Annotated in this window: 21 protein-coding genes; 13 read left to right on the plus strand and 8 right to left on the minus strand. The window is 71.3% G+C overall.

The genetic code is table 11. The features are described 5' to 3' along the window. Position 1 precedes the first annotated feature (1 nt). From ACIB24_RS20620 to ACIB24_RS20630, 3 genes are all read left to right on the plus strand, one after another. Positions 2-1,000 (plus strand): type II secretion system F family protein, encoded by a 999-nt coding sequence (locus ACIB24_RS20620; RefSeq protein ID WP_398284064.1) that lies wholly within the window; start codon positions 2-4, stop codon positions 998-1,000. A gap of 3 nt (positions 1,001-1,003) precedes the next feature. Then, a complete protein-coding gene (locus ACIB24_RS20625; protein ID WP_398284065.1) occupies positions 1,004-2,821 on the plus strand; it encodes a hypothetical protein in 1,818 nt (605 codons plus the stop codon). Positions 2,822-3,231: 410 nt separating this feature from the next. Beyond that, the gene (locus ACIB24_RS20630) at positions 3,232-4,524 is read left to right on the plus strand and encodes a DUF4041 domain-containing protein (RefSeq protein WP_449619065.1); all 1,293 of its coding nucleotides are present in this window, start codon (positions 3,232-3,234) and stop codon (positions 4,522-4,524) included. Positions 4,525-4,560: 36 nt separating this feature from the next. Here the strand turns inward: ACIB24_RS20630 and ACIB24_RS20635 are convergent, their stop codons facing one another. Further along, positions 4,561-5,580 carry a DnaB-like helicase C-terminal domain-containing protein gene (locus tag ACIB24_RS20635; RefSeq protein WP_398284066.1) on the minus strand — a complete coding sequence of 340 codons (1,020 nt, stop codon included), beginning with the start codon at positions 5,578-5,580 and terminating at the stop codon, positions 4,561-4,563. 81 nt (positions 5,581-5,661) lie between these two features. Here ACIB24_RS20635 and ACIB24_RS20640 point away from each other — a divergent pair, with 81 nt between their 5' ends. The 5 genes from ACIB24_RS20640 to ACIB24_RS20660 all read left to right on the plus strand — a co-directional run bounded on the left by ACIB24_RS20640 (position 5,662) and on the right by ACIB24_RS20660 (position 10,522). Beyond that, positions 5,662-7,425 (plus strand): sensor histidine kinase, encoded by a 1,764-nt coding sequence (locus ACIB24_RS20640; RefSeq protein ID WP_398284067.1) that lies wholly within the window; start codon positions 5,662-5,664, stop codon positions 7,423-7,425. Then, entirely contained in the window at positions 7,422-8,081 is a 660-nt protein-coding gene (locus ACIB24_RS20645; protein ID WP_398284068.1) for a response regulator transcription factor, read from the plus strand. The genes ACIB24_RS20640 and ACIB24_RS20645 overlap by 4 nt, the downstream gene beginning before the upstream one ends. 282 nt (positions 8,082-8,363) lie before the next feature. Beyond that, positions 8,364-8,591, plus strand: a complete 228-nt coding sequence (locus tag ACIB24_RS20650) for a Flp family type IVb pilin (RefSeq protein WP_398284069.1) — start codon at positions 8,364-8,366, stop codon at positions 8,589-8,591. Between the two features lie 274 nt (positions 8,592-8,865). Next, positions 8,866-9,093 (plus strand): Flp family type IVb pilin, encoded by a 228-nt coding sequence (locus ACIB24_RS20655; protein WP_398284070.1) that lies wholly within the window; start codon positions 8,866-8,868, stop codon positions 9,091-9,093. A gap of 34 nt (positions 9,094-9,127) precedes the next feature. Next, positions 9,128-10,522 carry a hypothetical protein gene (locus ACIB24_RS20660; protein WP_398284071.1) on the plus strand — a complete coding sequence of 465 codons (1,395 nt, stop codon included), beginning with the start codon at positions 9,128-9,130 and terminating at the stop codon, positions 10,520-10,522. A gap of 48 nt (positions 10,523-10,570) precedes the next feature. Here ACIB24_RS20660 and ACIB24_RS20665 read toward each other — a convergent pair whose 3' ends face one another. From ACIB24_RS20665 to ACIB24_RS20680, 4 genes are all read right to left on the minus strand, one after another. Further along, the gene (locus ACIB24_RS20665) at positions 10,571-11,701 is read right to left on the minus strand and encodes a glycosyltransferase family 4 protein (protein WP_398284072.1); all 1,131 of its coding nucleotides are present in this window, start codon (positions 11,699-11,701) and stop codon (positions 10,571-10,573) included. After that, positions 11,698-12,972: a peptidase MA family metallohydrolase gene (locus tag ACIB24_RS20670; protein WP_398284073.1), complete on the minus strand. Its 1,275-nt coding sequence runs from the start codon at positions 12,970-12,972 to the stop codon at positions 11,698-11,700. The genes ACIB24_RS20665 and ACIB24_RS20670 overlap by 4 nt, the downstream gene beginning before the upstream one ends. A gap of 120 nt (positions 12,973-13,092) precedes the next feature. Beyond that, complete coding sequence (locus ACIB24_RS20675) at positions 13,093-14,103, minus strand: C40 family peptidase (protein WP_398284074.1); 1,011 nt, start codon at positions 14,101-14,103, stop codon at positions 13,093-13,095. A 215-nt stretch (positions 14,104-14,318) separates the two neighbouring features. Next, entirely contained in the window at positions 14,319-14,579 is a 261-nt protein-coding gene (locus tag ACIB24_RS20680; protein WP_398284075.1) for a hypothetical protein, read from the minus strand. Positions 14,580-14,690: 111 nt separating this feature from the next. On the opposite strand from ACIB24_RS20680, the gene ACIB24_RS20685 reads away from it, so the two are divergent. Continuing rightward, complete coding sequence (locus ACIB24_RS20685) at positions 14,691-16,460, plus strand: DEDD exonuclease domain-containing protein (protein WP_398284076.1); 1,770 nt, start codon at positions 14,691-14,693, stop codon at positions 16,458-16,460. Positions 16,461-16,601: 141 nt separating this feature from the next. On the opposite strand, the gene trpD is transcribed toward ACIB24_RS20685, so the two are convergent. Together trpD and ACIB24_RS20695 are read right to left on the minus strand one after the other, a co-directional pair. Further along, a complete protein-coding gene (gene trpD / locus ACIB24_RS20690; protein ID WP_398284077.1) occupies positions 16,602-17,684 on the minus strand; it encodes an anthranilate phosphoribosyltransferase in 1,083 nt (360 codons plus the stop codon). Continuing rightward, positions 17,681-18,100 carry a hypothetical protein gene (locus ACIB24_RS20695; protein ID WP_398284134.1) on the minus strand — a complete coding sequence of 140 codons (420 nt, stop codon included), beginning with the start codon at positions 18,098-18,100 and terminating at the stop codon, positions 17,681-17,683. Before ACIB24_RS20695 ends, trpD begins: the two co-directional genes overlap by 4 nt. Before the next feature lie 278 nt (positions 18,101-18,378). Here ACIB24_RS20695 and ctaE point away from each other — a divergent pair, with 278 nt between their 5' ends. The 4 genes from ctaE to qcrB are packed head-to-tail and all read left to right on the plus strand — an operon-like array spanning position 18,379 to position 22,635. Then, positions 18,379-19,050, plus strand: a complete 672-nt coding sequence (gene ctaE, locus ACIB24_RS20700; protein WP_398284078.1) for an aa3-type cytochrome oxidase subunit III — start codon at positions 18,379-18,381, stop codon at positions 19,048-19,050. Positions 19,051-19,084: 34 nt separating this feature from the next. Then, complete coding sequence (gene qcrC, locus ACIB24_RS20705; protein WP_398284079.1) at positions 19,085-19,870, plus strand: cytochrome bc1 complex diheme cytochrome c subunit; 786 nt, start codon at positions 19,085-19,087, stop codon at positions 19,868-19,870. A gap of 21 nt (positions 19,871-19,891) precedes the next feature. Beyond that, positions 19,892-20,971, plus strand: coding sequence for a cytochrome bc1 complex Rieske iron-sulfur subunit (qcrA, locus tag ACIB24_RS20710; protein ID WP_398284080.1), 1,080 nt, complete (start codon positions 19,892-19,894; stop codon positions 20,969-20,971). Next, positions 20,968-22,635, plus strand: a complete 1,668-nt coding sequence (qcrB, locus tag ACIB24_RS20715) for a cytochrome bc1 complex cytochrome b subunit (protein WP_398284081.1) — start codon at positions 20,968-20,970, stop codon at positions 22,633-22,635. The genes qcrA and qcrB overlap by 4 nt, the downstream gene beginning before the upstream one ends. Positions 22,636-22,643: 8 nt before the next feature. On the opposite strand, the gene ACIB24_RS20720 is transcribed toward qcrB, so the two are convergent. Then, positions 22,644-24,617, minus strand: coding sequence for a neutral/alkaline non-lysosomal ceramidase N-terminal domain-containing protein (locus tag ACIB24_RS20720; RefSeq protein ID WP_398284082.1), 1,974 nt, complete (start codon positions 24,615-24,617; stop codon positions 22,644-22,646). Positions 24,618-24,621: the final 4 nt, after the last annotated feature.

Here is a 24,621-nt window from a genome sequence, read left to right on the forward strand (position 1 = left end):
CATGGACGCGATCTTCGACGCGGACACGCTGAGGCGACTGGCCTCGGGCGGGATCGGGTCGGGCGGGGCGCTCGCCCTGACCGGCCTGGTGATCGTGTTCCTCGGGCTGTGCGGCGTGGTCGTCGTCCTGCTCGGGGCCGGCCAGGAACGCCGGGAACAGGCCCGCCGCACCGAGCTGCTGGACAGCTTCGGCGCCGGGACGCCCGTGCCGCTGCGCAAGCAGGAACTGGCCGCCAGCTTCGGCGAGCGCGTCCTGGGGCCCCTGTCGGAGCGCTTCGTCGGGTTCGGTCGGCGGCTCACCCCGGACGAGCGGCTGGAACGCATCCGCCGCCGGCTCGACCTGGCCGGCAACCCGGCGGGCTGGGACGTCGACCGCGTGCTCGGCATGAAGGCGCTCGGCCTGGTCCTGGGGCTGGGGCTCGGACTGCTCCTGCCGCTGCTGTTCGGCGCCGGGCCGCGCGGTTTCATCCTCACCGGGGTCTCGCTGACCCTGCTGGGCTGGTTCGCGCCGACGATGTGGATCTACCAGGTCGGCTACGACCGCAGCGAGCAGCTGCGCCGTCAGCTGCCGGACACCCTGGACCTGCTGACCATCTCCGTGGAGGCCGGGCTGGCCTTCGACGCCGCCCTCGCCCAGGTCGCGCACAAGACCGAGGGCGCCCTGGCCATGGAGCTGCACCGGGTGCTGCAGGAGATGCAGATCGGCACCGGCCGCATCGACGCGTTACGTGGCCTAGCCGACAGGACCGACCTCGACGAACTACGGATTTTCGTGGGCGCGATGGTGCAGGCTGACAGCTTCGGCATCCCGGTCGCCAACGTTCTGCGCGTACAGTCGAAGGAGATGCGGGTCCGGCGGAGTCAGCGGGCCGAGGAGAAGGCTCAGCAGGTACCGGTCAAGATCCTCTTCCCGCTGATCTTCTGCATCATGCCCGCGCTGTTCGTCGTCGTCCTCGGCCCCGCCGGGATCAGGATCTTCCAGACGCTGAAGGGAGTGTGAGGGTTGGCCCGGTTGCTGATCGTCTCCCGGTCGATGGCGTTGTCCACGCGCCTCGCCGACCAGCACCAGGTCTCGGAGCACCCCGTCGCCGACGTCGACGGCCTCCTCCCCGCCCTCACCGCCGCCGAGGCCGGGCCCGGCCCGTTCGACGTCCTCGTGCTCGACCTCGGCGACCCCGTACAGGCCGTCGAGACCGTGAACGCCCTGCGCGAGGCCGGCTCGGGCGTGCCCGTGCTGCTCGTGTCCGGGTACCAGCCGGAGTGGGAGGAGGTCGAGCAGCAGGACGTCGAGGGCGTGCGGGTGGTGCCGCTGCCGATCACCCGGTCCTCGCTGCTGGAGGGCGTCACCGCCCTGCTCCGCGGTGACGATCAGAGTGACGATCCGGACGCACTGGTGCAGATCGGTGCGGGTGCCGCACCGGACCTTGAGCGGGCCGGGTCGGCTGCCGACATCGAGGACATGCGCCGACGGAACCCGCGCCGACCCGCTCAGCCCCACGGGTCGGCCGCGCCCATCCCTCCCGCGGCGGACGTCGACGAGGCCGCGCTCGAGGTTCCGGACGCGATCGACGAGGCGGACGTCGTCGCCGAGGCCGAGGCGGCCGTGGAGGCCGCCGCCCAGGAGACAGCCGACGAACCGGAGACCGGACTGGAGGCCGAACCGTCCGACGACGTGACCGCCGAACCGTCCGACGTAGTGGCCGACGAACCGACCGACGAGGTGTCCGCCGAGGACGCACCGGACGACGAGGCCGACGAGACGGAGATCGGCGAGGCGGAGTCGGAGACGGCGCCCGAGGTCGCCGACGAGCTGGACGCCGAGCCGGGCGTCGAGGCCGCGGAAGGTACGGAGGGCGAGGCGGACGACGTCCTGCCCGCCGGGGCTCCCGACGCGCTTCCGGACGAGACCGCCGAGACGGCGCGCGTCGTCGACGAGGACGCCACCCCGCCCCGGGGCCTGCCGCTGAGCGGGTCCGGCCCCACGGCCCCGCCCTGGGAGCAGGTCGTGGCCCCGACGCCGCGCCCCCGCTGGACCCGTGGTCCGGAGAGCCCGCCGACCGGCGGCATCGCGGCCGGCCCCAACCGTCCGCTCCAGCAACCCCAGTCGCAGGGGGGTCGAGCCCGTATGTTCCAGCGCCGCCCGCAGCACGGTCCGACGCTTCCGGGGACGGGTCTGGTCACCGACCCCCTCGGCCCGCGCACCGACCCGTACGGCTTCTCCACGGGCCTCGAGCGCCGGCTCGACGAGGAGGCCGGTGCCCTCGCGGGCGACGCGGCCTACCGCGATGCGAACGGCGTCGCGATGCGCACCCCCGACCTGATCCGCGCGCTGATCGAGTCGGCCCAACACCTGTACGGCGTCGCCGACACCGCGCAGGTGCTGGCCGACGACGTGATCGAGAAGGCGGACGCCGACGCGGCCGCGGTACTGATCCCGGACGGTCCGGCCTGGCGGGTCAGCGGTGGCGTCGGGCTGCGGCCGCTGGAGCGCCGGCTGGTGCTCGAGGAGACCCACTGGCTGATCGCCGAGATCGGGTTGAGCGGCCGGGCCGTGCTGATCGACGACACCGACTTCGTGCGCCAGCAGCTGTCCGGCGCACCCCTGGCGGCGTGGCGGCACCTGCTGGCCGTCCCGATCCCCGAGGTGCACGGCATCGTCGTCCTGGCCCGCGGTCAGGAGGGCGGCCCGTTCAGCGACCGTGACCTGTCCGTGGTCATCTCACCCGTCCGCGAGGCGGCCCCGTTGATCGCCCAGGCCATCGAGACCCGCCGCCTGGCCAGGCTTCTCAACCCCCTCCGCGAACAGGACTCCCCCTCCTAGTTCGTGATCATGCACAAACGCATGAAGTACCCACACGTACTGGCTGGATCTTCACCGCCGGCGTGAGTCGACAGATGCAGAATGATCTGTCGACGAGGGGATGGACTGTGAAAATGCGATTCCAGGTACCACCGAACTGGCCTGCTCCTCCCGCCGGCTGGGTGCCTCCGACGGGTTGGCAGCCAGATCCTTCGTGGGGTCCGGCCCCTGCCGGATGGGTCTTCTGGGTGGCGGAAGACGCACCATCCAGCGTACGACCGGATCAGCCCCGACATGCCAATCCACCTGCTTCCGCAGGCGGCTTCGAAGACATCATGCGCCCCGGGGCGGCCGCGCAGGGTTCGCACTCGGGGCAGGCACCCGACCGCAATCAGCCCCAGTCCGCCTCCTCCTCTGCAGCGTCATCGTCCGTGCCGCTGTTCGGAGCTCGTCGACAGGCACGCGAATTGGGGTCAGTCCTAGCTGATGTCCAAGCCGAAAACGCCGCCTTGCGCGAGCAACTGGCCGAGTTGGGAGCGCTGGACATCCTCCAGCTGCGCGATCGTCGGCGGCAATTGGAAGACGAAGTGCGGGCAGGCGCCGCGGCTCTGGACGCGGCGCTCAGCGAACTCGACCAGGCCAAACGGGCGATCGTGGAGACACGAGAGGTTGCGATCCTCCAAGAGGTCGGCGTCTACGAGTATCAGCATCCGCTTCAGGATGCGGTCGCCTACAAGGCCGAGTTGGCCGAGCTGAAGAATCAGATCAAGGCGATGACCCTGAGGGACGGCGGGGCGGTCACCGGGGTCACGGACTGGACGGTCAACGGATCAGCCGCCCAGGGCCGGACCATGGTTCGTGAGACTTCCAAGCTGATGCTTCGGGCCTACAACGCTGAGGCCGACAATCTGGCTCGCAGCCTCAAGCCCTACAAGCTCGCGACCGCCCGTGAACGTCTCGACAAGGTTGCCTTCACCATCGAGAAGCTGGGCAAGACCCTGCAGATCCGGATCTCACCCGAATACCACCGGTTGCGCATGTGGGAACTCAGCCTGACTGCCGACTATCTCGAGAAAGTCGCAGTAGAAAAGGAGCGGGAGCGGGAAGAGAAAGCCCGGCTGCGCGAGGAACAGAGAGTCCAGGCTGAAATCGAACGCGAGCGAGCCCGCCTGATCAAAGAGCAGCAGCACTACCTCAACGCCCTCACAGCTCTCCAAGTGAAGGGAGACCAGGAAGCGGTTCTCCGGATGCAGACCCAGTTGGCCGAAATCGAGTCGGCGATCAAGGACGTCGACTACCGGGCCGCCAACATCCGCGCCGGGTATGTCTATGTGATCAGCAATATCGGAGCCTTTGGCCCGGGGATGGTCAAGATCGGGATGACGCGACGCTTGGATCCCATGGATCGGGTGAAGGAACTGGGAGACGCCTCCGTGCCGTTCCGGTTCGACGTGCATGCATTGTTCTTCTCGGACGACGCTGTGGGGATCGAGGCGAAACTGCACGCACACTTCGCCGAGCTTCGGGTCAACCAAATCAACCGGCGACGTGAGTTCTTCTATGCGACACCGGTCCAGGTGCGTGACCAGCTCTTGCAGCTCACAGGCGACTTGCTGACCTTCGATGAACTCCCCGAGGCCATCGAATACCGGCAGAGCGCGACGGCTCGCAGTGCTGTCGCTACCGTGGCAACTGACGAACAGGCCCTCCCATCGCAATCGTGAAGTCATGCGTTTGTGCATGATCACGGACAAGGAGGGTCAGTCGACGAAGAGGCGCTCGTCGACGAGCTCTTCGGGGACGTCCTCGGCGTCGCGTTCGAACCGGCTCTGCTCCAGGCGCTTCCGGAGCTGGAGGTCGATACCGGCCACGCCGGAACGGTTCTTCTCGATCGTCAGCACCACGTAGTCGCGGAACCGCTCCACCGAGCGGGTGTCGTACACCAGGTGGTGCCGGGCGACGACGTCGAACTTCTCGTTCAGCAGCAGGATGACGTCCGCCTCGTAGGCCAGCCCGGCCGGGCCGTGCAGGTGGTTGACCCGCAACCGGCGGCCGGGGGTGAGCCCGGCCTTGTCGGCGGCACTGACCGCGAGCACCGGGACGCCGAGGTCCAGCGCGATGCTCTTCAGGCCGGCGACGGCCCGGGCGATGCGGTCGTCGTCCGACGTCCCGCCGTCCACCGGGATCTTCTGCAGGTAGTCGACGACGAGCAGCGGCGTCCGGCCCGTGCGCTCGGCGGCGGCCGTCACGAACGCCCGGATCTCCTTCAGCCCAGCGGGTTCCGGCCCGGCGGGGTGCACGAGCAACCGGTCGCCGTAGCCGCGCAGCGACGCGACGGCCGACGCCCCGCCGAAGCTGGTGGACAGCCGTTCCTCCAGCGAACCGCCGCGGGTGCGCTCCAGCGCCTCGCGCACCCGGCGCAGGTGCACGCCCTCCATGCCGATCGAGTCGCCGGCCTCGAGCGAGACCATCCGCTCCAGCAGGGTCACCTGGTCGTGCTCGTAGGAGACGACCACGCACGCCTCACCGCCGGCCGCGGCGTGCCGGGCGACCATCAGCGCGAACGCGGTCTTGCCCAGCCCCTGGGGACCGCCGAGCAGGCACAGTTCACCGCCGCGCAACCCGCCGGCGAGGTACCGGTCGAGCAGCCCGAACCCGGTGGGCAGCGGGCGGGCGGCGGGCGCCTGACCGGCGAGCAGCAGTTCGTCGGCGCGGTTGAGGACCTCGCCGAGGGACAGCAGGGGCGGGTGTGACGCGGGTGGTGTTTCGGGCGTAACCACCCGTTCTCCCCTCAACCGGATCTGTCTCGCGGATCGGACGATCGCAAGCCAGGAGTATCACTCGTGTGGCAGATTGTCACCGTGCCGTCACGACAGCTTCAGGACCGGAACGGGTTCCTGCCCCTCCTCCTGCGCTCCGGGATCATCGTGCTCGCGGCCTGCATCACGCTCGGGGTGAGCACCAAGTCCGAGAGCACCGACCCCGCGACGGCGCAGGCCATCCACCCGGTCGAGATCGTCGTCCCGGCCCTGCTGCTCCTGCTGGTCGCCGCGATCGCCTCGCTGCCGCTGTCGCGGTTCGTCCCCCCGCTGTACGTCGCGGTGACCGAGACGATCGTGGCCGCAGTCATCGTCGGTGTCGTCGGCCCGGCCGGGGCGCTCTTCCTGCTCTACCTGATCGTGCCGCTCTGGACGGCAGCCATGGCCGCCGGCGCCGTGGCCGGTCTGGCCTGCGCGGCAACGAGTTTCGCGGTCGTGGCCGGCGTCTACGTGTCCTGGTCGCTGAGCAGCGAGGGGCGGGTCCAGACCGGCAACCTGACCGAGCCGTCGCTGATCGCGGCGATGCTCTGCATCTTCCTGGGCGTCCCCGGGGTGGGCGCCTGGATGCGCCGCATCCGCGACGAGTCCGCCCCCGACAGCGAACCCGCCTACGCGGACGCGCACCGGCTGCTGTCGGAACTGCACGTCGTGGCCCGGCAGCTCAGCCTCGGCCTCGACCCCCGCACGCTGGCCCAGGCGCTCGCGGACGACGTGCGCACCGTCGTCCCCCAGGCCACCACCGTGGTGCTGGCCCGCTCCCCCGGCGGCCGGTTCGTCGCGTTGGTAGGCGAGGAGCCGGACGACGACGCCGAGGTCGCGATCGAGGACGCCTGGATCACGGCGAGCCCCGTGCAGAGGTTGTTCGGCGACGTGGTGCTGACCGCGGTCCCGGTGCTGATGGGCGAGCGGGTGGTGGCGCTCGTCGTGCTGACCACCGATGCCGCCATCGACCGGCCGACACTGGTCCGGTGCCGCGCGGTGATCGAGCAGTCCGGGCCGCGGCTGGCCAGCGCGATGCTGTTCGACGACGTGCGCCGACTGGCCACCACGGACGAGCGGATGCGGCTGGCCCGCGAGATCCACGACGGCATCGCCCAGGACCTGGCCAGCGTCGGCTACGCGCTGGACGACATCCGCCGCGACGCCCCCGAGGAGACCGCGCAGGGCATCGCGTCGGTCCGCCAGCAGCTGCAGACGATGGTCGCGGACCTGCGGATGAGCATCTTCGACCTGCGCGCCGGTGTCGACGACAGCGTCGGCCTGGGTACCGCGATCAGTGAGCACGTGCAGCGGGTCGGCGCCCAGTCGGGCCTGAAGGTGCACATCTCGATGGACGAGTCGCGCCGCCGGCTGCCGGTCAGCGTCGAGGTCGAGGTGCTGCGCATCGTCCAGGAGGCGGTGGCCAACGTGCGCCGCCACGCGCGGGCCCGCAACCTCTGGCTGACCGTGACGGTCGAACCGCCGCGGGCCCACGTGCAGGTGATCGACGACGGTCGCGGCCTGCGCCCCGGCCGGCCCGACAGCTTCGGCATCACCGGGATGCGGGAGCGGGCCCGCCGGATCGGCGCGACCCTCAACGTCGGCCCGGGCCCCGAGGGCGGCACCCTCGTGGAGATCGGGCTGGGCACGTTCCCCGGGCAGGTGCCCCGCGACACGGGGCCGCTGCCCCGCACCCCCGTCACGCGCGAGTCCCTCACCGACCCGCGTGGCATCCCGCTGCTGAGACCACCAGCGCGCAGTGAAGAGAACCGACCCGCGACGGCGATGGCCGACGTCCGCGGGGCTGACCAGGAGGTAAAGCAGTGACCACAGCCGGGGACACCCTGCGCGTCGTACTCGTCGACGATCATCAACTGATCCGCGAGGGGCTCCGCCGCGCCTTCGACCGCGCGGGGGACATCGAGGTCGTGGGCGAGGCGGGTTCCGTCGCCGACGCCCTGACGCAGCTGGAGCGGCTGCGCCCCGACGTCCTGGTGACCGACGTCCGGCTGCCCGACGGCGACGGCATCTCGCTGACCACGCAGGTGCGCCAGGGCAACCCGACCATGGGCATCGTCGTCCTGACGATGTACGCCGGTGACGACCAGGTGTTCGCGGCACTGGACGCCGGAGCGTCGGGCTTCGTCGGCAAGGACGCCCCCGCCGAGGAGGTCGTGGCCGCCGCCCGGCACGCGGCCGCCAACCCGCGGGCCTTCACCGCGCGCGACCTGGCCGGGGCCATGCAGCGCCGGATGAGCGCCCCCGCGGGCCCGAAGCTGTCCCCGCGCGAGCGCGAGGTGCTCGACCTGCTCGTCGACGGCCTGGCCATCGCGCAGATCGCGCGCCGGCTCTACATCAGCGAGTCGACGGCCAAGACGCACGTCGCGAACATCTACGAGAAGCTCGGCGCCGGGAACCGCGCGCAGGCCGTGATGGCGGCCGTGCGGCTCGGCCTGGTCAACGACGAGAAGTCCCACCGCTGACTTTCCGTTCAACAGCTCCACCCGTCCGTAACCGAAGGCGCCCCGGAATGCCCGGGGCGCCTTCGGCGTCGAAAGACCAGTGATCGGACGACTTCAGAGGGTTACAACAGGCCGTTGACCAGGCTAAACATGATTCGCGTAGGACATTCGGACGATCCTCTCGCAGGCTCTTCTCCTGATCCGTGATGTCCTTTAGGTACGGAGCGCAATCGGAGTGGCACGCTGAGCATGTATTCGGAGGAGGAACACATCCTCGTACCGGGCATCCAGGAAGGGATCCGCATGCTCACCAAACTCCGCTCCACGGTGCAGGGCGCGAAGGACCGGGGCGCGTCCGCTGTCGAGTACGGCCTGATGGTCGCCGCCATCGCCGCCGTCATCGTGGCGATCGTCTTCGGCCTGGGCAACCTCGTCGGCAACACCCTCGACGACACCTGCCAGTCGATCACCGGCCAGGGTGTCGCCGGCGCCGGAAACGGTTGCGAGGCTGTCGTACCGAACGGCGGCTGACCGAACATCGCTCCAAGTACCCCCTCGAAGCCCGGGAGCTCACGCTTCCGGGCTTCGACGCGTCCGGACCGGATGAACCGCGAAGATCGTTTGTTCGTGTCACACCTTGCACTTCTGTTCGCTCACAGCAATGCTTCGACTACTCAACGAATCCACCGTTCACCCGATCATGGCTGTAGTCACCTCCTGACAACCGGTGATCGTGCCAGGGTGATGAGCACGGGGAACGTCTCAACCGCGGAACGTGCCGCGGCTGGCGAAGGAGAGGGACGCGATGTCAGCTCGGACCCGACGGGCGCTGCGCGCCATCGGCGATCGGGGTGCCTCGGCCGTGGAGTACGGGCTCATGGTGGCCGCCGTCGCCGGAGTCATCGCGGTGCTCGTGTTCGGCTTCGGCACCTGGCTGGACAACGTCTTCACCAAGACCGGTGACTGCCTGGCCGCCCAGCAGGACGCCGGCGCCGGCTTCCCGACCTGCCCCGAGCGGGCCCCCGGCCGCTGAGGCTGCCCCGAAGCGGCTAGTAGCGTTCCCGCCCATGCGACGGAACGCTCCTCCCCTGGCCGCCCTCCTCGCCCCGGCCCTCGTGGTGGTGGGCATGTCGGTCGCCACGCACAGCGTCGTCCGTTACAAGCTCTGGATCGTCGCCGTCTACACGGCCCTCGCGCTGGGCCTGGCCGCCTGGCAGCTGCGGCGCCCCCCGACGTCCGCACCCTCCCTGACGGCCACCGCAGGTGGCCTGGCGCTCGCGTTCGCGCTCGCCGTCCCCCTCGACGTACGGGTGTGGGCCTACAGCTACACGACACTGCCCCAGCGCGAGCAGGTGCGCTGGCTGTTCGGACTGGTCTCCCTGGTGGTCGCCGTGCTGCTGCTGGTGACCCTCCTGCGGGCCCGGGCGGGCCAGGACCTGCGCCGGCTGCCCGACGCCGCCCTGGCCGTCGCCGTCGTCGGCTACCTGATCGCCGCCGTCCTGCTCATCCGCTGGAGCCCGCACCCGAAGATCGACGTCTGGGTGACGCTGCAGCAGGCCGCCGACGCGATCCCGCGGCCGCAGAACTTCTACGCCATGAACTGGCACGACTCCCCCGGCGTTCAGGACGCCTTCACCTACCTCCCCTTCACCGCGCTGTTGTTGGCTCCGGGCCGCTGGCTGGCCGGTGACGTCCGCTGGGCGCTGGTGGTGATCACCGTGCTGGGCGCGCTCGCCGTCCGGCTGCTGGCGGTGCGGGGCGGACGCCGGGAGCCCGGTTCCGCGGACCCGGCGCCGCGGGCGGTGGTCGCCGCCGCCGGGGGTGCGGCGCTGCTGCTGCTGATGCCCGGGACGGCGACGCAGATCGAGCAGGCCTGGACCGAACCGCTCCTGCTGGCCTGCCTCGCCGGCTGGGCGCTCGGGGTGCACCGCCTGGACGACGGGCGCGGTTGGTCGCTCCTGGCGATCGTGTGTCTCGCGCTCGGGCTGGCCAGCAAGCAGCACCTGGTCCTGCTGCTGCCGTTGCTGGCGGTGTGGCCGCGGTTCGGCTGGCGGCGCACGCTCGCGTCGGCCGTACTGGGTGGGCTGTTCGTGCTGCCGTGGTTCCTCGCCTCGCCCGCCGACATGTGGCACGACACCGTGTCGATGCTGGTGAACTTCCAGCCGCTGCTGTTCGCCGACACCCTCTACATCGCGGCCATCCACGAGCTGTCCTGGACGCCTCCGTTCTGGCTGACCGGGTTCCTGGTGCTCGGCACGTGGGTGGGGGCGGCGCTGCTCATCCAGCGCCGGCAGCCCGACCTCGCGGGGGTGCTGCGCTGGGCCGCGCTGGTGCTGTTCGTGGCCAACCTGGTGAACAAGCAGGCCTTCTACAACCAGTTCTGGCTCGTGGCGGCGCTCGTCGTGGTCTCGCTGGCCGTCGTCGAACGCCCCGAGCCGCGAGTGGAACGTTCTGCCCCGTAAGACCGGCCGATCGACCCCCTGACGGGGCAGAACGTTCCACTCGGCGCCTCAGCGGGCGGCGAGCAGGTTCTGCAGCTTGACGGCGAGGTCGTCCCAGCGCCACTGCTGCGCCACCCATTCGCGGCCGCGGGTACCGAACCGCGCGGCCAGCTCTCGGTCGAGGAGGAGTTCGGCGCACCGGTCCGCGACGGCCTGCTCGCTCGTGCCGTCGACGACGTACCCGTTCTCGCCCTCCAGGACGGCGTCGGGGGCGCCGCCGGAGTCGCCCGCGACGACGGGCAACCCGGTCGCGGCGGCCTCCAGGTAGCAGATGCCGAGCGCCTCGGGTTCGAGGCCGAACAGCCTCGTGCGGGTGGGCATGCAGAACACGTCGCCGGCCGCGTAGTACGGCGGGGTCTCGGCCCACGGGATGCGCCCGGCGAACACCACGTCGCCCTCGAGACCCCGCTCACGCACGAGCTTCTCGACGGCCGCCCGGTGCGGGCCGTCGCCGACCAGCAGCAGCGCGGCGTCGGGCACCCGGCTCTTGATGTGCGGCAGCGCGCGCACCAGCATGTCCTGGCCCTTGCGGGCGACCATCCGACTCACGCACACGATCACCGGCCGGTCGCCCAGCCCGTACCGGGCGCGCACGCCCGACCCGTCGACGCCGGGGTGGAAGGCACGGTCGTCGACGCCCGGGGTGAGCTGGACCATGCGGGCCTGCGCGGCGGCGTCCAGGGCGGGCGCGATCCGCGAACGGCAGTACTCCCCCAGGAACGTGACCACGTCGACCCCGGCGCCGATCCGGCGCAGCAGCGGCCGGGTGACCGGCACGTGCGCCCACCACACCTCGTGCCCGTGGGTCGTGGCGACCATCCGCTCGACGCCCGCGCGGCGCAGCGCCGGGGCCATCAGCCCGAGCGGGGCCGCCGCCCCGAACCAGACCTGGTCGCAGCCCTCGGCCCGCGCGATCTCGACCGAGCGGCGGGTGATCGACGGGATCGGCACCATCAGCGGCGAGGAGTCGCGGACCACCGGGAACGGCAGCGTCGCGTCGAAGGCCGCGTCTCCGCGCTGACGGGCGGTGTGGACGACGACGCTGCCCGGGTCCATCCGCTGGGCCATCGCCAGCACGAACGACTCGATGCCGCCCGTGCGCGGCGGGAAGTCGTTCGTGACGATCAGGGTGCGGCTCACGGGTTCTGGACCAGCCGGCCGAGGTGCTGCTGCCACATGGAGACGAAGCCTGCCGTACCGGTCCCGAGCACCTGCTGCAGGGCCGCGTCGAGCGACGTGCCGCCCGCCACGAGCCGGTGCACCTTCAGCAACCCGGCGACGCCCTTGTCGGCCTCGATGGTGTCGGCGGCCGACCAGGCCTGTGCGTACGCCAGGTCGGGGGCCGCCCCGGTGGCGTCGAAGGCGGCGGACGTCGGCAGCCTGGTCGGGTAGCGCCCGGCCCGGGCCTGGTCGAGCACCGGGCCGGCGATCGTCTCGGCGTCGAGATCGGTCGCCGCATAAGCGATCTCGTCGGCCGTCCCCTCGTCGAGCCAGGTCGGCACGGTGGCCGTCCCACCGGCCTCGACGGCCCGGGTGGCGACGTGCACGAGCTCGTGGGTGAGGACGACGCGGCGCCCCACCGCGCGCAACTGCCCGAACGCCTCGGGGTTGATCAGCACCGCCTCGGCGGGCTGGTGCGCCACGCCGACCGTGATCGCGGCGGTGCGGTCCAGGCCCGCCGGGTCGGTGCGCCCGAGCAGCGTGGCCAGCTGCCCGACGTCCTGCGGGACGACGAGCGTCACGGGGGCGCGGTCCGCACCCGGGGCCCGGACCGCCTTCTGCACGGTGTCGAGCACGTCCGGGCACAGGTCGACCAGCTGCGTGGCGACCGGCCGGCGGGACGCCGCGGCGACGACGGTGCAGCGCGCGTCGCCGGTGTCGGTGCGCGCGTTCGCGGTGCGCCGGACGACGGGGGTCAGGTCCCAGAGGTCGGGGGTGGCGGTCGAGGCGGTGCTCAGCACCTTCGGGCCGCCGTCGAGCTGCAGGACCCAGGTCTGCGGGCGGGTGACCGTCGGGCCGCCGTCCGCGAGCTCATAGGTCAACCGGACGTCGACCCGCATCCGGGTGGCGCCGGCCCGCACGGGTTCCCCGACCCGGGTGTACGTCCACCGCACCGGCCGCAGGACGCGTAGCCGGTCGAAGACCTGCCCCTGGAGCGGCTGGGCCACGGGGGCGACGGTGCCCGCCCAGGCCGCACGGTCGTCGTCCGACACGGCCCGAGCGCGGGTGGCCAACAGGGCGTCGACCGCCGCGACGTCGAGGGCTTCGCGCGGGGCGCCGGCCGAGGTGGGCGGGGTGGTGACGGGAGCGGCGACGGGCTGCCCGTGCACGACGCCCACGACGGTCAGGAAACCCAGCGCGAGCATCCCGGCGACGGCGAGAACCCGGCGCACCACCTCACGACCAGGCACCCCGCCACCCTAACTACCCCCTCGTCGATCATGCGCAAACGCAGGATGGGCACGCCGACGAGGCGCCCGTCAGCGGAGACGATCATGCGTTTGCGCATGATCGACGAGAAAGGGGTGGGGTCAGCCGAGGTGGACGGCGGCGACCGGGGTCTCGTAGACCGGCGCGACCCGCACGACGTCCCCGGTGTGCGGGGCGTGGATCATCAGGCCGTCGCCGACGTAGATACCGACGTGGTGGATCGGCGACCCGAAGAACACCAGGTCACCGGGTGACAGGTTGCCGAGCGAGACCCGGCTGCCGTAGCCGACCTGCAGCCGCGAGCTGTGCGGGATGGAGACGCCGGCGGCGCTCCACGCCTTCATCGTCAGGCCCGAGCAGTCCCACGAGTTCGGGCCGGCGGCCGCCCACACGTAGGGGTCACCGAGCTGGGCGCAGGCGAAGCTGATGGCGGTCTTCGCCCGGCCGGAGGCGCCCCCGACCAGGCCGTCGCAGGTGATGCCGGCCGGGACGGCGTTCGCGGCCGAGAAGGCCCGGTTCAGCGCCCGGCGCTGGGCGGCCTTGAGGGTGTTGAGCTGGGCCTGCGCCTGCGCGAGCTTCGCGTTGACCGTGTCGCGGGTCTTCTTCATCTGCGACTCGGCCTGTGCGGCCTTGCGTTCCTCGGCTGCGATGTCCTTGGTGGTCTGCGCGAGCTGCGCCTCGGCCAGCGTGAGCCGTTTCGTGGCCCCGGCCTGCCGGTCCGTGAGGCTCGGCAGGTAACCGGCCTGGGCCAGCGCGTCGTCGGGGTCGTCGCTGAGCATCAGGTCGAGCGTGGTGAGGTTGCCGCGCTTGTAGGTCTCCGCGGCCAGCTGACCGAGCTGAATCTTCGCGATCCGCACTTCGGCCCGCTGCCGGGCGAGGCGAGCCTTCGCGGCCTTCAGCCGGACCTGGACCGACTTCAGTTCCTCCCGCGCGTCGTTGTACCTCTCGGTGGCCACCTCGGCCTGGTCGCGCAGCGCGTTGACGCGGGTCTGGACCTGGCTGACGGACGGGGTGGGAGCGGCCTGCGCCGTCGACATGGTGAGCCCGGAACCGGCCACCAGGGCGAGGCAGATGCCTCCGGTGACGAGACGCCGGGTGACTCGGACCTGCACGGAGCGGGCGCTCTCTTTCCCTCGGCCCGCACGTACGCGGGTGACCAACCGTGGAGGGCCACCCCGTCACTCCACGATGCGTGAACGCCAGCCACACTAACCACGCGACCCGGGAGCACCAACCCACGGAAGGTGAACCTGTGAGCCCTTTAAGTAATCGACGCAGGTCAGTTAGGACTCCCTTGATTACCGACGGGAAACTTATGCGTTCGTTCCTAGGCCGATCGGGCCCCCGCGGCGGCCGGTCCGTCACCCTCCTGACCTTCGGCCGGAGCTGATTCGTCGGCCTTCACGAGCCGCAGCGGCGGCACGAGCCCGGCCCCGGCCAGGACGGCGATCGCCGCCTGCTCGCGGTTGTCCAACTCGATGGGCGCACCCGCCTCGACCGGTGGCGCCGACCCCAGGAGCACGGTCACCACGCAGTCACCGCAGGCCAGGCCGCGCACCGTGCAGGTGTCGCAGTCGATCGTCGTCATCGTTGCCTCCCTCATCCGTTCTCCCCGGAAGCTAGGCCCGACCACCGACAACCACGGTCTCGACGACACACCGGCGGGGAACTGTCGGTGGTGCCACCTACCGTCGTGAGCATGGCCTCCTCGAACGCAGCAGTGAACGCGGGGCAACCCCTGCAACTGCCGCTGCTGGAGCTCGACGAGTCCGAGCTGCTGACGGTCGCCGGGGGGCGCCGCGAGGCCGAAACCCCGCTGCACGAAGTGACTTTCGTCGTCCTCGACCTGGAGACCACCGGGGGCGCCCCGGCCGACGGCGGCATCACCGAGATCGGCGCGGTGAAGGTGCGTGGCGGTGAGCTGCTCGGCGAGTTCCAGACGTTGGTCCGGCCGCCGAGCTCCATCCCGCCGTTCATCGCGCTGCTGACCGGCATCAACGACCTGATGGTCGCGGGCGCACCGAGTCTCGACGGGGTGCTGCCGTCCCTGCTGGAGTTCCTGTCCGGCAGCGTGCTGGTGGCCCACAACGCGCCGTACGACGTGGGCTTCCTGAAGGCGGCCTGCGCACGAACCGGGCACCCCTGGCCGAAGCCGACGGTGCTCGACACGGTGCGGCTCGCCCGGCAGGTGGTCACCCGCGACGAGGCACCGAACCACAAGCTGTCGTCGCTGGCCCGGGTCTTCGGCTCGCCCACCACGCCCGACCACCGCGCACTGACCGACGCCCGGGCCACCGTGCACGTGCTGCACGGCCTGCTGGAACGCATCGGCGGCCTCGGCGTCCGCACGCTCGGCGAGCTGCACGCCTACAGCGCGCAGGTGCCCGAACGCACGCGCCGCAAGCGGCATCTGGCCGATGACGTGCCGTCCGGGCCCGGCGTCTACCTGTTCCACGACGAGCGCGATCGGGTGCTGTACGTCGGCACGTCCGTCGACCTGCGCACCCGCGTGCGCAGCTACTTCACCGCCGCCGAGAAGCGCAGCCGGGTGCGGGAGATGCTGGCGATCGCGAGCCGGGTCACCGCCGTACCGTGCGCGACGGCGCTCGAGGGGCGGGTGCGTGAGATCCGGTTGATCGCCGAGCACTCACCCCCGTACAACCGGCGCTCGCGCAACCCCGAACGGGCGCCGTGGGTGAAGCTCACCGCCGAGGCGTACCCGCGACTGTCGGTGGTGCGTCAGGTACGGGCCGACGGCGGCGTCTACGTCGGGCCGTTCTCGTCGCAGGGGCAGGCCGAGCTGGCGGTGGCCGCCGTGCAGGAGGCCGTGCCGATCCGGCGGTGCGCGGCGCGGCTGCCCCGGCAGGCGTCCCCCGGCGCGAGCGCGTGCCTGCTGCTGGAGCTCGGCCGGTGCGGGGCGCCGTGCATCGGCGGTATCGACGTCGAGGGGTACGCGGCGGTGGCGGCCCGGGCCCGCGAGGCGCTGCTGCGCGATGCGGAGCCCGTGGTCCGGGCCGGGTTGGAACGGGCCAACCGGATGGCGGGCGACCAGCGCTACGAGGAGGCCGCCCTGCAACGCGACCGGGTGCTGGCGTACCTGCGCGGCACGGCGCGGGGGCAACGCCTCGCCCCGGTGGCGGCGATCCCGCAGCTGGTCGGCGCCCGGCGGCGGGCGCAGGGCGGGTGGGAGTTCGCGCTGGTCCGGTACGGGCGGCTGGCCGGTGCCTCGGTGAGCCCCGCGGGCGCCGACCCGATGCCCTACGTCGAGGCGTTGAAGGCGACCGGCGAGATGGTCCTGCCGGCGGTGGCGCCGATGCCGGCCACGCATCCCGAGGAGACCGACCTGCTGCTGCGCTGGTTGGAGCAGCCGGGCGTCCGGCTGGTCGAACTGGACGGCGAGTGGGCCGTCCCGGCGGCGGGCGCCGCGCGCGCTTTGGCCCGGCTCACCCGGTACGGCCTCGACGCCTGACCTCGGGGCCAACCGTTTACGAGTGAACTACGGCTGGAAATAGCAACCGAGATTCACTCGTCGACGATCGCCGGACCGCACCACGAACATCTACGTGTGAATCTGTGTCGTCAGGAGCGACAGAGATTCACACATAGATGTTCAGGCGTTGGCGGCGGCGACCCAACGATCGAGAACCGCCGCGGCGGAACCGGAATCGATCGACTGCGCCGCCGCCTCGAGGGGCGGCCCCAGGCGAGCGGCGAGGGGGCCGGCGTCCGGGCCCGAGCTGGTCGCGCCGGTCCCGTCGGCCCCGGCGACCAGCAGCGCCGCAGCGGAGTTGAGCAGCACGGCGTCCCGCACCGGGCCGGTCTTGCCGGCCAGCAGGTCGCGCACGACGCCGGCGTTGTGGGCGGCGTCACCCCCGCGCAGGTCGTCCAGCGTGGCGCGGGCGAACCCGAGGTCGGCCGGGTCGAAGCGCGACTCGTGCACCTCGCCGCCGGCGACCTCCCAGATCGCCGACGCGCCCGTCGTGGACAGCTCGTCGAGCCCGTCCTCGCCCCGGAAGACGAGCGCCCGGTCGCCGCGCGCGGCCAGCACCCCGGCCATGATCGGCGCCATCCGCAGGTCGGCGCAGCCCAGGGCCACGGCTCCCGGCTGGGCCGGGTTGGTCAGCGGGCCGAGGAAGTTGAAGACGGTCGGGACACCGAGCTCGGCGCGGGTCGGGCCCGCGAACCGCATCGACGGGTGGAACTTCGCCGCGAAGCAGAACGTGATGCCCACCTCGGTGGCCAGTTCGGCCACGCGCTCGGCGGACAGGTCCAGCCGGACCCCCAGGGCCTCGAGGACGTCGGCCGCACCGGACTTCGAGGACGCCGCCCGGTTGCCGTGCTTCACCACCCGCACGCCCGCACCCGCCACCACGAGCGCGGACATCGTGGAGATGTTCACGGAGTGATGCCGGTCACCGCCGGTGCCGACGACGTCGACGGCCGGGCCCGGGACGCTGATCCGCACGGCGTGCTTCAGCATCACCTCGACCAGCCCGGCCAGCTCGTCGACGACCTCACCCTTACTGCGCAGCGCGACCAGGAAGCCGGCCAGCTGCGACCCGGTGGCCTCGCCGGACATCACCCGGTCCATCGCCCAGGCGGCCTGGGCGCGGGTCAGGTCCGTGCCCGCCAGCAGGGTCGCGATGAGCTGCCCCCACGTGGGCTCGGTCACCTCCCCCGAGGCGCTCGTCATGACGCGCGGCGCCTGCGGGCCAGCGTCGCCACGGCCTCGGCGAGGTCGCGCGGGTCGAGCGGGTGCGGCACGGCGGCGTCGGCGCGCGACCAGGTGGCCAGCCAGGCGTCCTGCGGGCGGCCGGTCAGCACGAGGATGGGGGGGCACTCGTACTTCTCGTCCTTCAACTGCTTGCACATGCCCAGGCCACCGGCGGGCTGCGCCTCGCCGTCGAGGATGAGGACGTCGAAGTCGCCGCCGTCGACCTGGTCGATCAGCGCCGGTCGGGTGGCGACCTCGGTCCACTCCACGGGAGGCAGGTCCGCCGCGACACGCCGGCCGAGGGCCGAACGCACGGAGGCGCGCGTGTCCACGTCGTCGCTGTAGAGCAGCACGCTGAGCGGCTTCGGCCCGGACTCGGGCTCCTCGCCGGTCAGCCGGTGGTCGGCGTGCCCGGAGGTGTCGACCGCCTCGATCGTCGCCAGCCCGGAGGCGGAGGGGTACTCACCGGTCAGCCGCGGGTCGGGGTGACCGGAGGTGTCGGGGGTGCTGGCCATCGTCGTCTCCGCACTTCTACGCATTCGTCGGGTGACTCTCGACCGTAACGATCGACCTGCGGATCGTACCGGCGCGGGCCGGAGTGTGAGCAGCGGCACCGACACTCCGGACGTCGTGTTCCACCCCCGCCCGCCATCCGGGTGAAGGGGTGGCCATAATGACGTCCGTGGCATCTGTAGCGGCAGTAGACAGCGCACCCGGCACGCACGTCGTCGCGCGGGCGAATCCGGTCCAGGTCGGCACCATCGTGTGGCTGTCCAGCGAACTCATGTTCTTCGCCGGGCTCTTTGCCATGTACTTCACGATCCGGTCCGTGGCTCCCGATCTGTGGGTAACCGGGCCGAAGAACCTGGATATTCCGTTCTCCACGGCCAACACCATCAACCTGGTGCTCAGCTCCGTCTGGTGCCAGGCCGGTGTGTTCGCCGCGGAGCGGTTCCAGTCGAAGACCAAGGCGGACCGCTGGTGGAAGATCTGGACCCGCCAGTACGGCTGGTCCACGTGGGGCATGCGCGAGTGGTACGCGCTGACCTACGTCGCCGGCGCGATCTTCGTGGCCGGTCAGGTCTTCGAGTACGCGAACCTGGTGCACGAGGGGCTGACCATCGCCTCCTCGGCCTACGGTTCGGTCTTCTACCTGACGACCGGCTTCCACGGTCTCCACGTGACCGGCGGCCTGATCGCCTTCCTGCTCATCATCGGGCGGACCTTCGCGGTGAAGAACTTCGGTCACAAGGAGGCGACCGCCGCGATCGTCACGTCCTACTACTGGCACTTCGTCGATGTCGTGTGGATCGGTCTGTTCCTCGTCATCTACGTGATCAAGTAGCGCCGGCAACTCCACCCCCTGCTAGGAGACCTTCGTGACCTCGATCGCAGCCCGCCGTCGCCACCCGTTGGCGACCGCCGCGCTCGTGCTGCTCGGCCTGCTCATCACCGGCGTGGTCTACGCCGCGGCGATGCCGGGCCAGGCCGACGCCGCCTCGGGCACCACGTCCGCCGACGTGCAGGCCGGCCGGAAGCTGTTCCTCGCGAACTGCTCCACCTGCCACGGCATGAACGCCGAGGGCCGGGACAACGCGCCGTCCCTGGTCGGTGTCGGTTCCGCCGCCGTCGACTTCCAGGTCGGCACGGGTCGTATGCCGCTGGCGGCGTCCGGCCCGCAGGCCCCCAAGGCGCCGGTCCGGCTGAACACCACCGAGATCAGCCAGCTGGCCGCCTACGTGGCCAGCCTGGGCCCCGGCCCGGCGACGCCCGACAGCGCGACGGTGAACCCGGAGGCCGGTGACGCCTCGCGCGGCAACGCGATCTTCCGCACCAACTGCGCCATGTGCCACAACTCGGCCGGCAAGGGCGGCGCGCTGACCCGCGGGAAGTACGCGCCGAACCTGACCGGCGTGACCCCCACGCACATCTACGAGGCGATGGTCACCGGCCCGCAGTCGATGCCGGTGTTCAACGACATGACCCTCAACCCGCAGGCCAAGCGCGACGTCATCGCCTACCTGACCGAGGTCAACGAGACCCCGAACCCGGGCGGTTTCAGCCTGGGCCGACTCGGCCCGGTCAGCGAGGGCCTGGTCGGCTGGGTCGTGGGTCTGGGTCTGTGCATCGGGGCCGCCGTCTGGCTCGGCTCGAAGTCCGCGTGAGTGTAAGGAAACGGTGAAACGATGAGCACACACACGGAGAACGAGCACTCCGCGGGCCACGGCGACAGCCACGGCCACGTCGAGGTGCACGACCCGGACCTGGTGAACCTCCCCGAGAAGTTCACCGACCCGGGGTTGCCGCCCCACCAGCACCGCATGGGCGACGACGACGAGAAGGCCGCCAAGCGCGCCGAGCGTCAGGTCGCCGCCCTGTTCGGGCTCTCGACCGTCGGCACCCTGGTCGCGATCGTGTCCTACTTCGCGGTCCAGCTGAAGCCCGGCCCGTTCGAGAGCTTCGACGAGTTCGTCGACTTCATGAACCGGGTGGGCCTGTCCACCAAACTGCTGGGCACCGGCCTCGCGGTGGCGCTGCTGGGCATCGGCCTGGGCGCCATCCACTGGGCCAAGACCCTGATGCCCGACACCGAGCGCGTCGAGTACCGGCACATGCAGCGCGGCACCGACGAGGACCGCGCCGAGGCCGTGGCCATCCTCAAGCTCGGCGCCGAGGAGTCGCAGCTGGGCCGTCGCCCGCTGATCCGCAACTCGCTGCTGGGCGCGATGGCCCTGCTGCCGCTGCCGGGGCTGATCCTGCTGCGCGACACCGGCCCCATGCCGGGCGACCAGCTGTCCACCACCCCGTGGAAGGCCGGCACCCCGCTGACCCGGGACGTCGTGGGCGGGAAGCTGCTCGCCTCCGACCTCACCATCGGGTCGGTCGTGCACGTGATGCCCGAGGGCATCGAGGAGCTGGAGCACAAGCTGGAGGAGCGGGCCAAGGCCGCCGTCCTGCTGATCCGCCTGCCCGAGAGCGAACTGGCGGCCGAGTCGCTGCCCGGCTCCTACCAGGGCATCGTGGCCTACTCGAAGATCTGCACGCACATGGGTTGCCCGGTGGCGCTGTACGAGCAGCAGACCCATCACCTGCTCTGCCCGTGCCACCAGTCCACCTTCGACCTCACGCAGGGCTGCAAGGTGATCTTCGGCCCGGCGAAGCGGCCACTCCCGCAGCTTCCGATCACGGTGGATGCTGACGGATATTTGATTGCCAAGGCACCGTTCGACCAGGCCGTCGGCCCGAGCTTCTGGGAGCGGGGATGAGCATCAGCACAGCGGAGAAGGCCGCCGGCAGCGTCGGCAACTTTCTCGACGAGCGCATCAGCGGGGCCAAGGGCGTCAAGTTCTTCGCCCGCAAGATCTTCCCGGACCACTGGTCCTTCCTCCTGGGTGAGGTCGCTCTCTACAGCTTCATCATCCTGTTGCTGTCCGGGACGTTCCTGACCTTCTTCTTCATCCCGTCTGTGGATCCGGTGACCTACGAGGGCAGCTACAAGCTCCTCGAGGGCCAGGAGGTCTCGCAGGCCTTCGCGTCGACGATGCACCTCACGTTCGACGTGCGCGGCGGCCTGCTGCTGCGCCAGATCCACCACTGGGCGGCGCTGATCTTCACGGCCGCGCTGATCGTGCACATGTTCCGGGTGTTCTTCACCGGGGCGTTCCGCAAGCCGCGCGAGCTGAACTGGGTCATCGGCGTCACGATGGCGATGATCACGATGTTCGAGGGCTTCCTGGGCTACTCCCTGCCGGACGACCTGCTGTCCGGCAACGGCCTGCGCATCGCCTCGGGCATCATCCTGGCGATCCCGGTGGTCGGCTCGTACGTCAGCTTCTTCCTGTTCGGCGGCCAGTTCCCGGGTGAGGCGTTCATCCCGCGCATCTACACGATCCACGTGCTGCTGCTGCCGGGCATCCTGCTGGCGCTGATCACCGTCCACCTGTTCCTGGTGGTGCTGCACAAGCACACCCAGTACCCCGGGCCGGGCCGGAACAACGGCAACGTGCAGGGCTTCCCGCTCTTCCCGATCTACACGGCGAAGGCCGGCGGCTTCTTCTTCGTGGTCTTCGGCATCACGACGCTGATGGCGGCCTGGTTCACGATCAACCCGATCCAGAACTACGGGTCCTACGATCCATCACCGATCGGCGCGGGCGCCCAACCCGACTGGTACATGGGCTTCATGGACGGCGCGGTGCGTCTGACGCCGGGCTTCCTGGAACTGTCCGGGCTGGGCTACACGCTCTCGCTGAACATCGCGATCCCGGCGTTGATCCTGCCCGGCATCCTGACCAACATCGCGATCCTCTACCCCTGGATCGAGGCCTGGGCGACCGGTGACAAGCGCGAGCACCACGTGCTGGACCGGCCGCGCAACGTCCCGACCCGTACGGGTCTGGGCGCCATGGCGATCTCGTTCTACATCCTGCTGTGGATCAGCGGCGGCAACGACATCATCGCGACCCACCTGCACCTGTCGATCAACGACATCACGGTGTTCCTGCGGGCCGCGATCTTCATCATCCCGCCGCTGGTCTACCTGGTGGCCAAGCGCATCGCGCTCGGCCTGCAGCGCAAGGACCGCGAGAAGGTCCTGCACGGTCGCGAGACCGGTCGGGTGTTCCGCGACCAGGACGGTCGGTACTTCGAGCTGCACGAGCCGCTCGACCCGTTCAACCGCTGGGAGCTGGTGGCGTTCGAGTCCTACGCGCCGTCCCCCGCCCCGACGAAGGCCGACAAGGCCGGCGTCCGGAAGCCGCTGGCGGTCCTGGGGACGTTGCAGCACAAGCTGTCGACGTTCTACTTCCAGGACCGGGTCGAGCCCGTCACCCCGCGCGAGCTGGCTGCGGCCCACTCGCACGGCGAGCACGACGAGATCAGCGCCAGCGGGGGCTCCGAGCCCCAGGGCGAGCTGAGCGGCCAGCAGTAGGGCGTGGCTCAGAAGCTCGCAGAGCGCACGAGCGGCCCGTCCGGTTCCTCCGGGCGGGCCGCAGTGTTTTGCCCCTGCAGCAGCACGAAGCGGTAGGCGGGCGCTCCGGCCGCACCGGGCAGCTCGGCCGCGGGCACCGAGCCCACCTCGGCTGCGTGCCAGCGCACCCGGTAGCCCTGCCGGGTGACGACGACCACGGACAGGTCGCCGTGCCCGTCGTCGAGGACTCGCCCCCCGGGCTGCGGGACGGCCTCCCAGCCGTCACCGGCGCGCCGCTCGACCCGCACCAGCGGCTCGTGCCAACGCAGCCCGGCAGGCGCCGGGCCGGTCCACGCCCAGGAGACGTCGCCGACCGCATGGACGACGGGAGCGTCGGTGGACGACGCCCCCTCGCCACTCGCGGGGGCCGGCCAGTACCGCCGGACCTTCAGGTCCGGGACGCGGTGCGGGACGACGTCCCGCACCCGCCCGCCGCCCGTCGCCAACCGCTCGCCGAGGGACTCCAGGCAGGCGGCCAGGAACCGTTGGGTCGCAGGCCCGTACAGCGTGTGGCCGCCCTCGTAGAACTGGGCCGAGTACTCGGCGGCGGTCGTGCAGTAGCCGACGTACTCGTCGGCGACGGAGGTGACCACGGCCCGCTGCCCCGTCGCCGCCTCGATCGCCTCGGCGAAGCGGCGCCCGCTGGTCGTGGTGATCTCGAAGGGCAGTCCGGTCAGCACGACGTCCCCGACCCGCAGCAGCTGCAGCGGCAGGACGCGGGGGAAGCCGTCCAGCGGGAGGATGGCCGGCTGCCCCCACCGCGAGCCCAGCACCCATTTCGCCCCGTGCACGCTGCGACTCCACGGCTTGCCGTGCCCGGCTCGGAAGAAGGGCAGCAGCGAGACGCCCGGTGTGAGGTTCTCGCGGGCCCCGGCGACCAGCGCGGCGCCGACGGCCGGACGGGCGGGCAGCGCCACGTCGGGGGCCCCGGGGGCGCGGCGCTGGGCGGGGTCGCGCAGGTCGACCTCCCGCAGGGCGCACCCCAGGTCGACGGTCTCGCGAGGTGCGGCGGCCGTGTAGGCCTCCATCGCGCGCGCGGCGACCCCGCGCCCGATGCGAGCCGCCTCGGCGTGTCCGGCGGGCGCCTCCAAGGCGGGGGTGACATCCCCGTGCGTGCCCTGCAGCGCGGCCACGACCGGCCGCGCGCCCCGCCCGGTGGCGATCCGGTCCCCCACGTCGGTGCACAGGTACGACCAGAGGTCGGCGTTGTACGGGCCGGTGCTCGACGGCACGGTGGTGCCGTGGATCGAGAAGACGAGCAGCGCCGCCAGCGGGTCACCCTCGGCGGAGTCGAGGCGCAGCACCTCGACCCAGGGGTTCACGGCGTCGTAGGCGCCCATCGAGGAGCTGCCGGGATTGCGCCGGAACGCGGGTAACGAGCGGTTGCGGGTCAGCCCCTCGACCCGCGTCCTCCCCCACCCGGCGACGGCCGGACGTCGCGTCGCCACGGCCTCCTGCACGGCCTCGGTGACCCGCTCGACCAGGAACGCCGTCCAGTCCGGGTCGAGACCGGGACGGTTGGAGGAGAACCGGTTGTAGAAGTCGGTGCCGTGGAACTGCCCGGGTGCGCCGTGCGTGTGGGTGGCGCCGATCAGCAGCCCTTCGAGCGGGACGTCGACACCGGCCTCGAGCAGTCGCCGGGCGACCAGGTGCTGGATCAGGGCGGAACCGCCGAGCAGGTCGGTGGCCACGATCGCCAGCGACGTCGTGCCCTGTCGTAGGTGGATGACCCGGGCCCGCAACCGGGTGCGGAAACCGTTGCCGTCCTTGGCGTTGCGGGAGTAGCCGGCCTTGGGCAGCCCGGGCGGCGGGGTGATGTCGACCTCGGCGGCCCCGGCCAGGAGGCGCGGGACGTCGGGCAACGGGGGCGACTGCCCCGGGCTCAGCGTGAGCCGCAGCCGGTCACCGTCGAGGGTGCCGCCGAGCACGGCCAGGGGTTCCATCTGT

This window comes from Spongisporangium articulatum, from assembly GCF_044465595.1.
In the GTDB taxonomy this organism is placed as follows: domain Bacteria; phylum Actinomycetota; class Actinomycetes; order Actinomycetales; family Kineosporiaceae; genus Spongisporangium; species Spongisporangium articulatum.

Excerpts from the sequence above, each read along its gene's own strand:
- ACIB24_RS20620 (WP_398284064.1), top strand. The coding sequence starts at position 2 with ATGGACGCGATCTTCGACGCGGACACGCTGAGGCGACTGGCCTCGGGC.
- qcrB (WP_398284081.1), top strand. The coding sequence starts at position 20,968 with ATGAGCATCAGCACAGCGGAGAAGGCCGCCGGCAGCGTCGGCAACTTT.
- trpD (WP_398284077.1), bottom strand. The coding sequence starts at position 17,684 with ATGACGAGCGCCTCGGGGGAGGTGACCGAGCCCACGTGGGGGCAGCTC.
- ACIB24_RS20685 (WP_398284076.1), top strand. The coding sequence starts at position 14,691 with ATGGCCTCCTCGAACGCAGCAGTGAACGCGGGGCAACCCCTGCAACTG.
- qcrA (WP_398284080.1), top strand. The coding sequence starts at position 19,892 with ATGAGCACACACACGGAGAACGAGCACTCCGCGGGCCACGGCGACAGC.
- ctaE (WP_398284078.1), top strand. The coding sequence starts at position 18,379 with ATGACGTCCGTGGCATCTGTAGCGGCAGTAGACAGCGCACCCGGCACG.
- ACIB24_RS20655 (WP_398284070.1), top strand. The coding sequence starts at position 8,866 with ATGTCAGCTCGGACCCGACGGGCGCTGCGCGCCATCGGCGATCGGGGT.
- ACIB24_RS20680 (WP_398284075.1), bottom strand. The coding sequence starts at position 14,579 with ATGACGACGATCGACTGCGACACCTGCACGGTGCGCGGCCTGGCCTGC.
- ACIB24_RS20650 (WP_398284069.1), top strand. The coding sequence starts at position 8,364 with ATGCTCACCAAACTCCGCTCCACGGTGCAGGGCGCGAAGGACCGGGGC.
- ACIB24_RS20720 (WP_398284082.1), bottom strand. The coding sequence starts at position 24,617 with ATGGAACCCCTGGCCGTGCTCGGCGGCACCCTCGACGGTGACCGGCTG.
- ACIB24_RS20660 (WP_398284071.1), top strand. The coding sequence starts at position 9,128 with ATGCGACGGAACGCTCCTCCCCTGGCCGCCCTCCTCGCCCCGGCCCTC.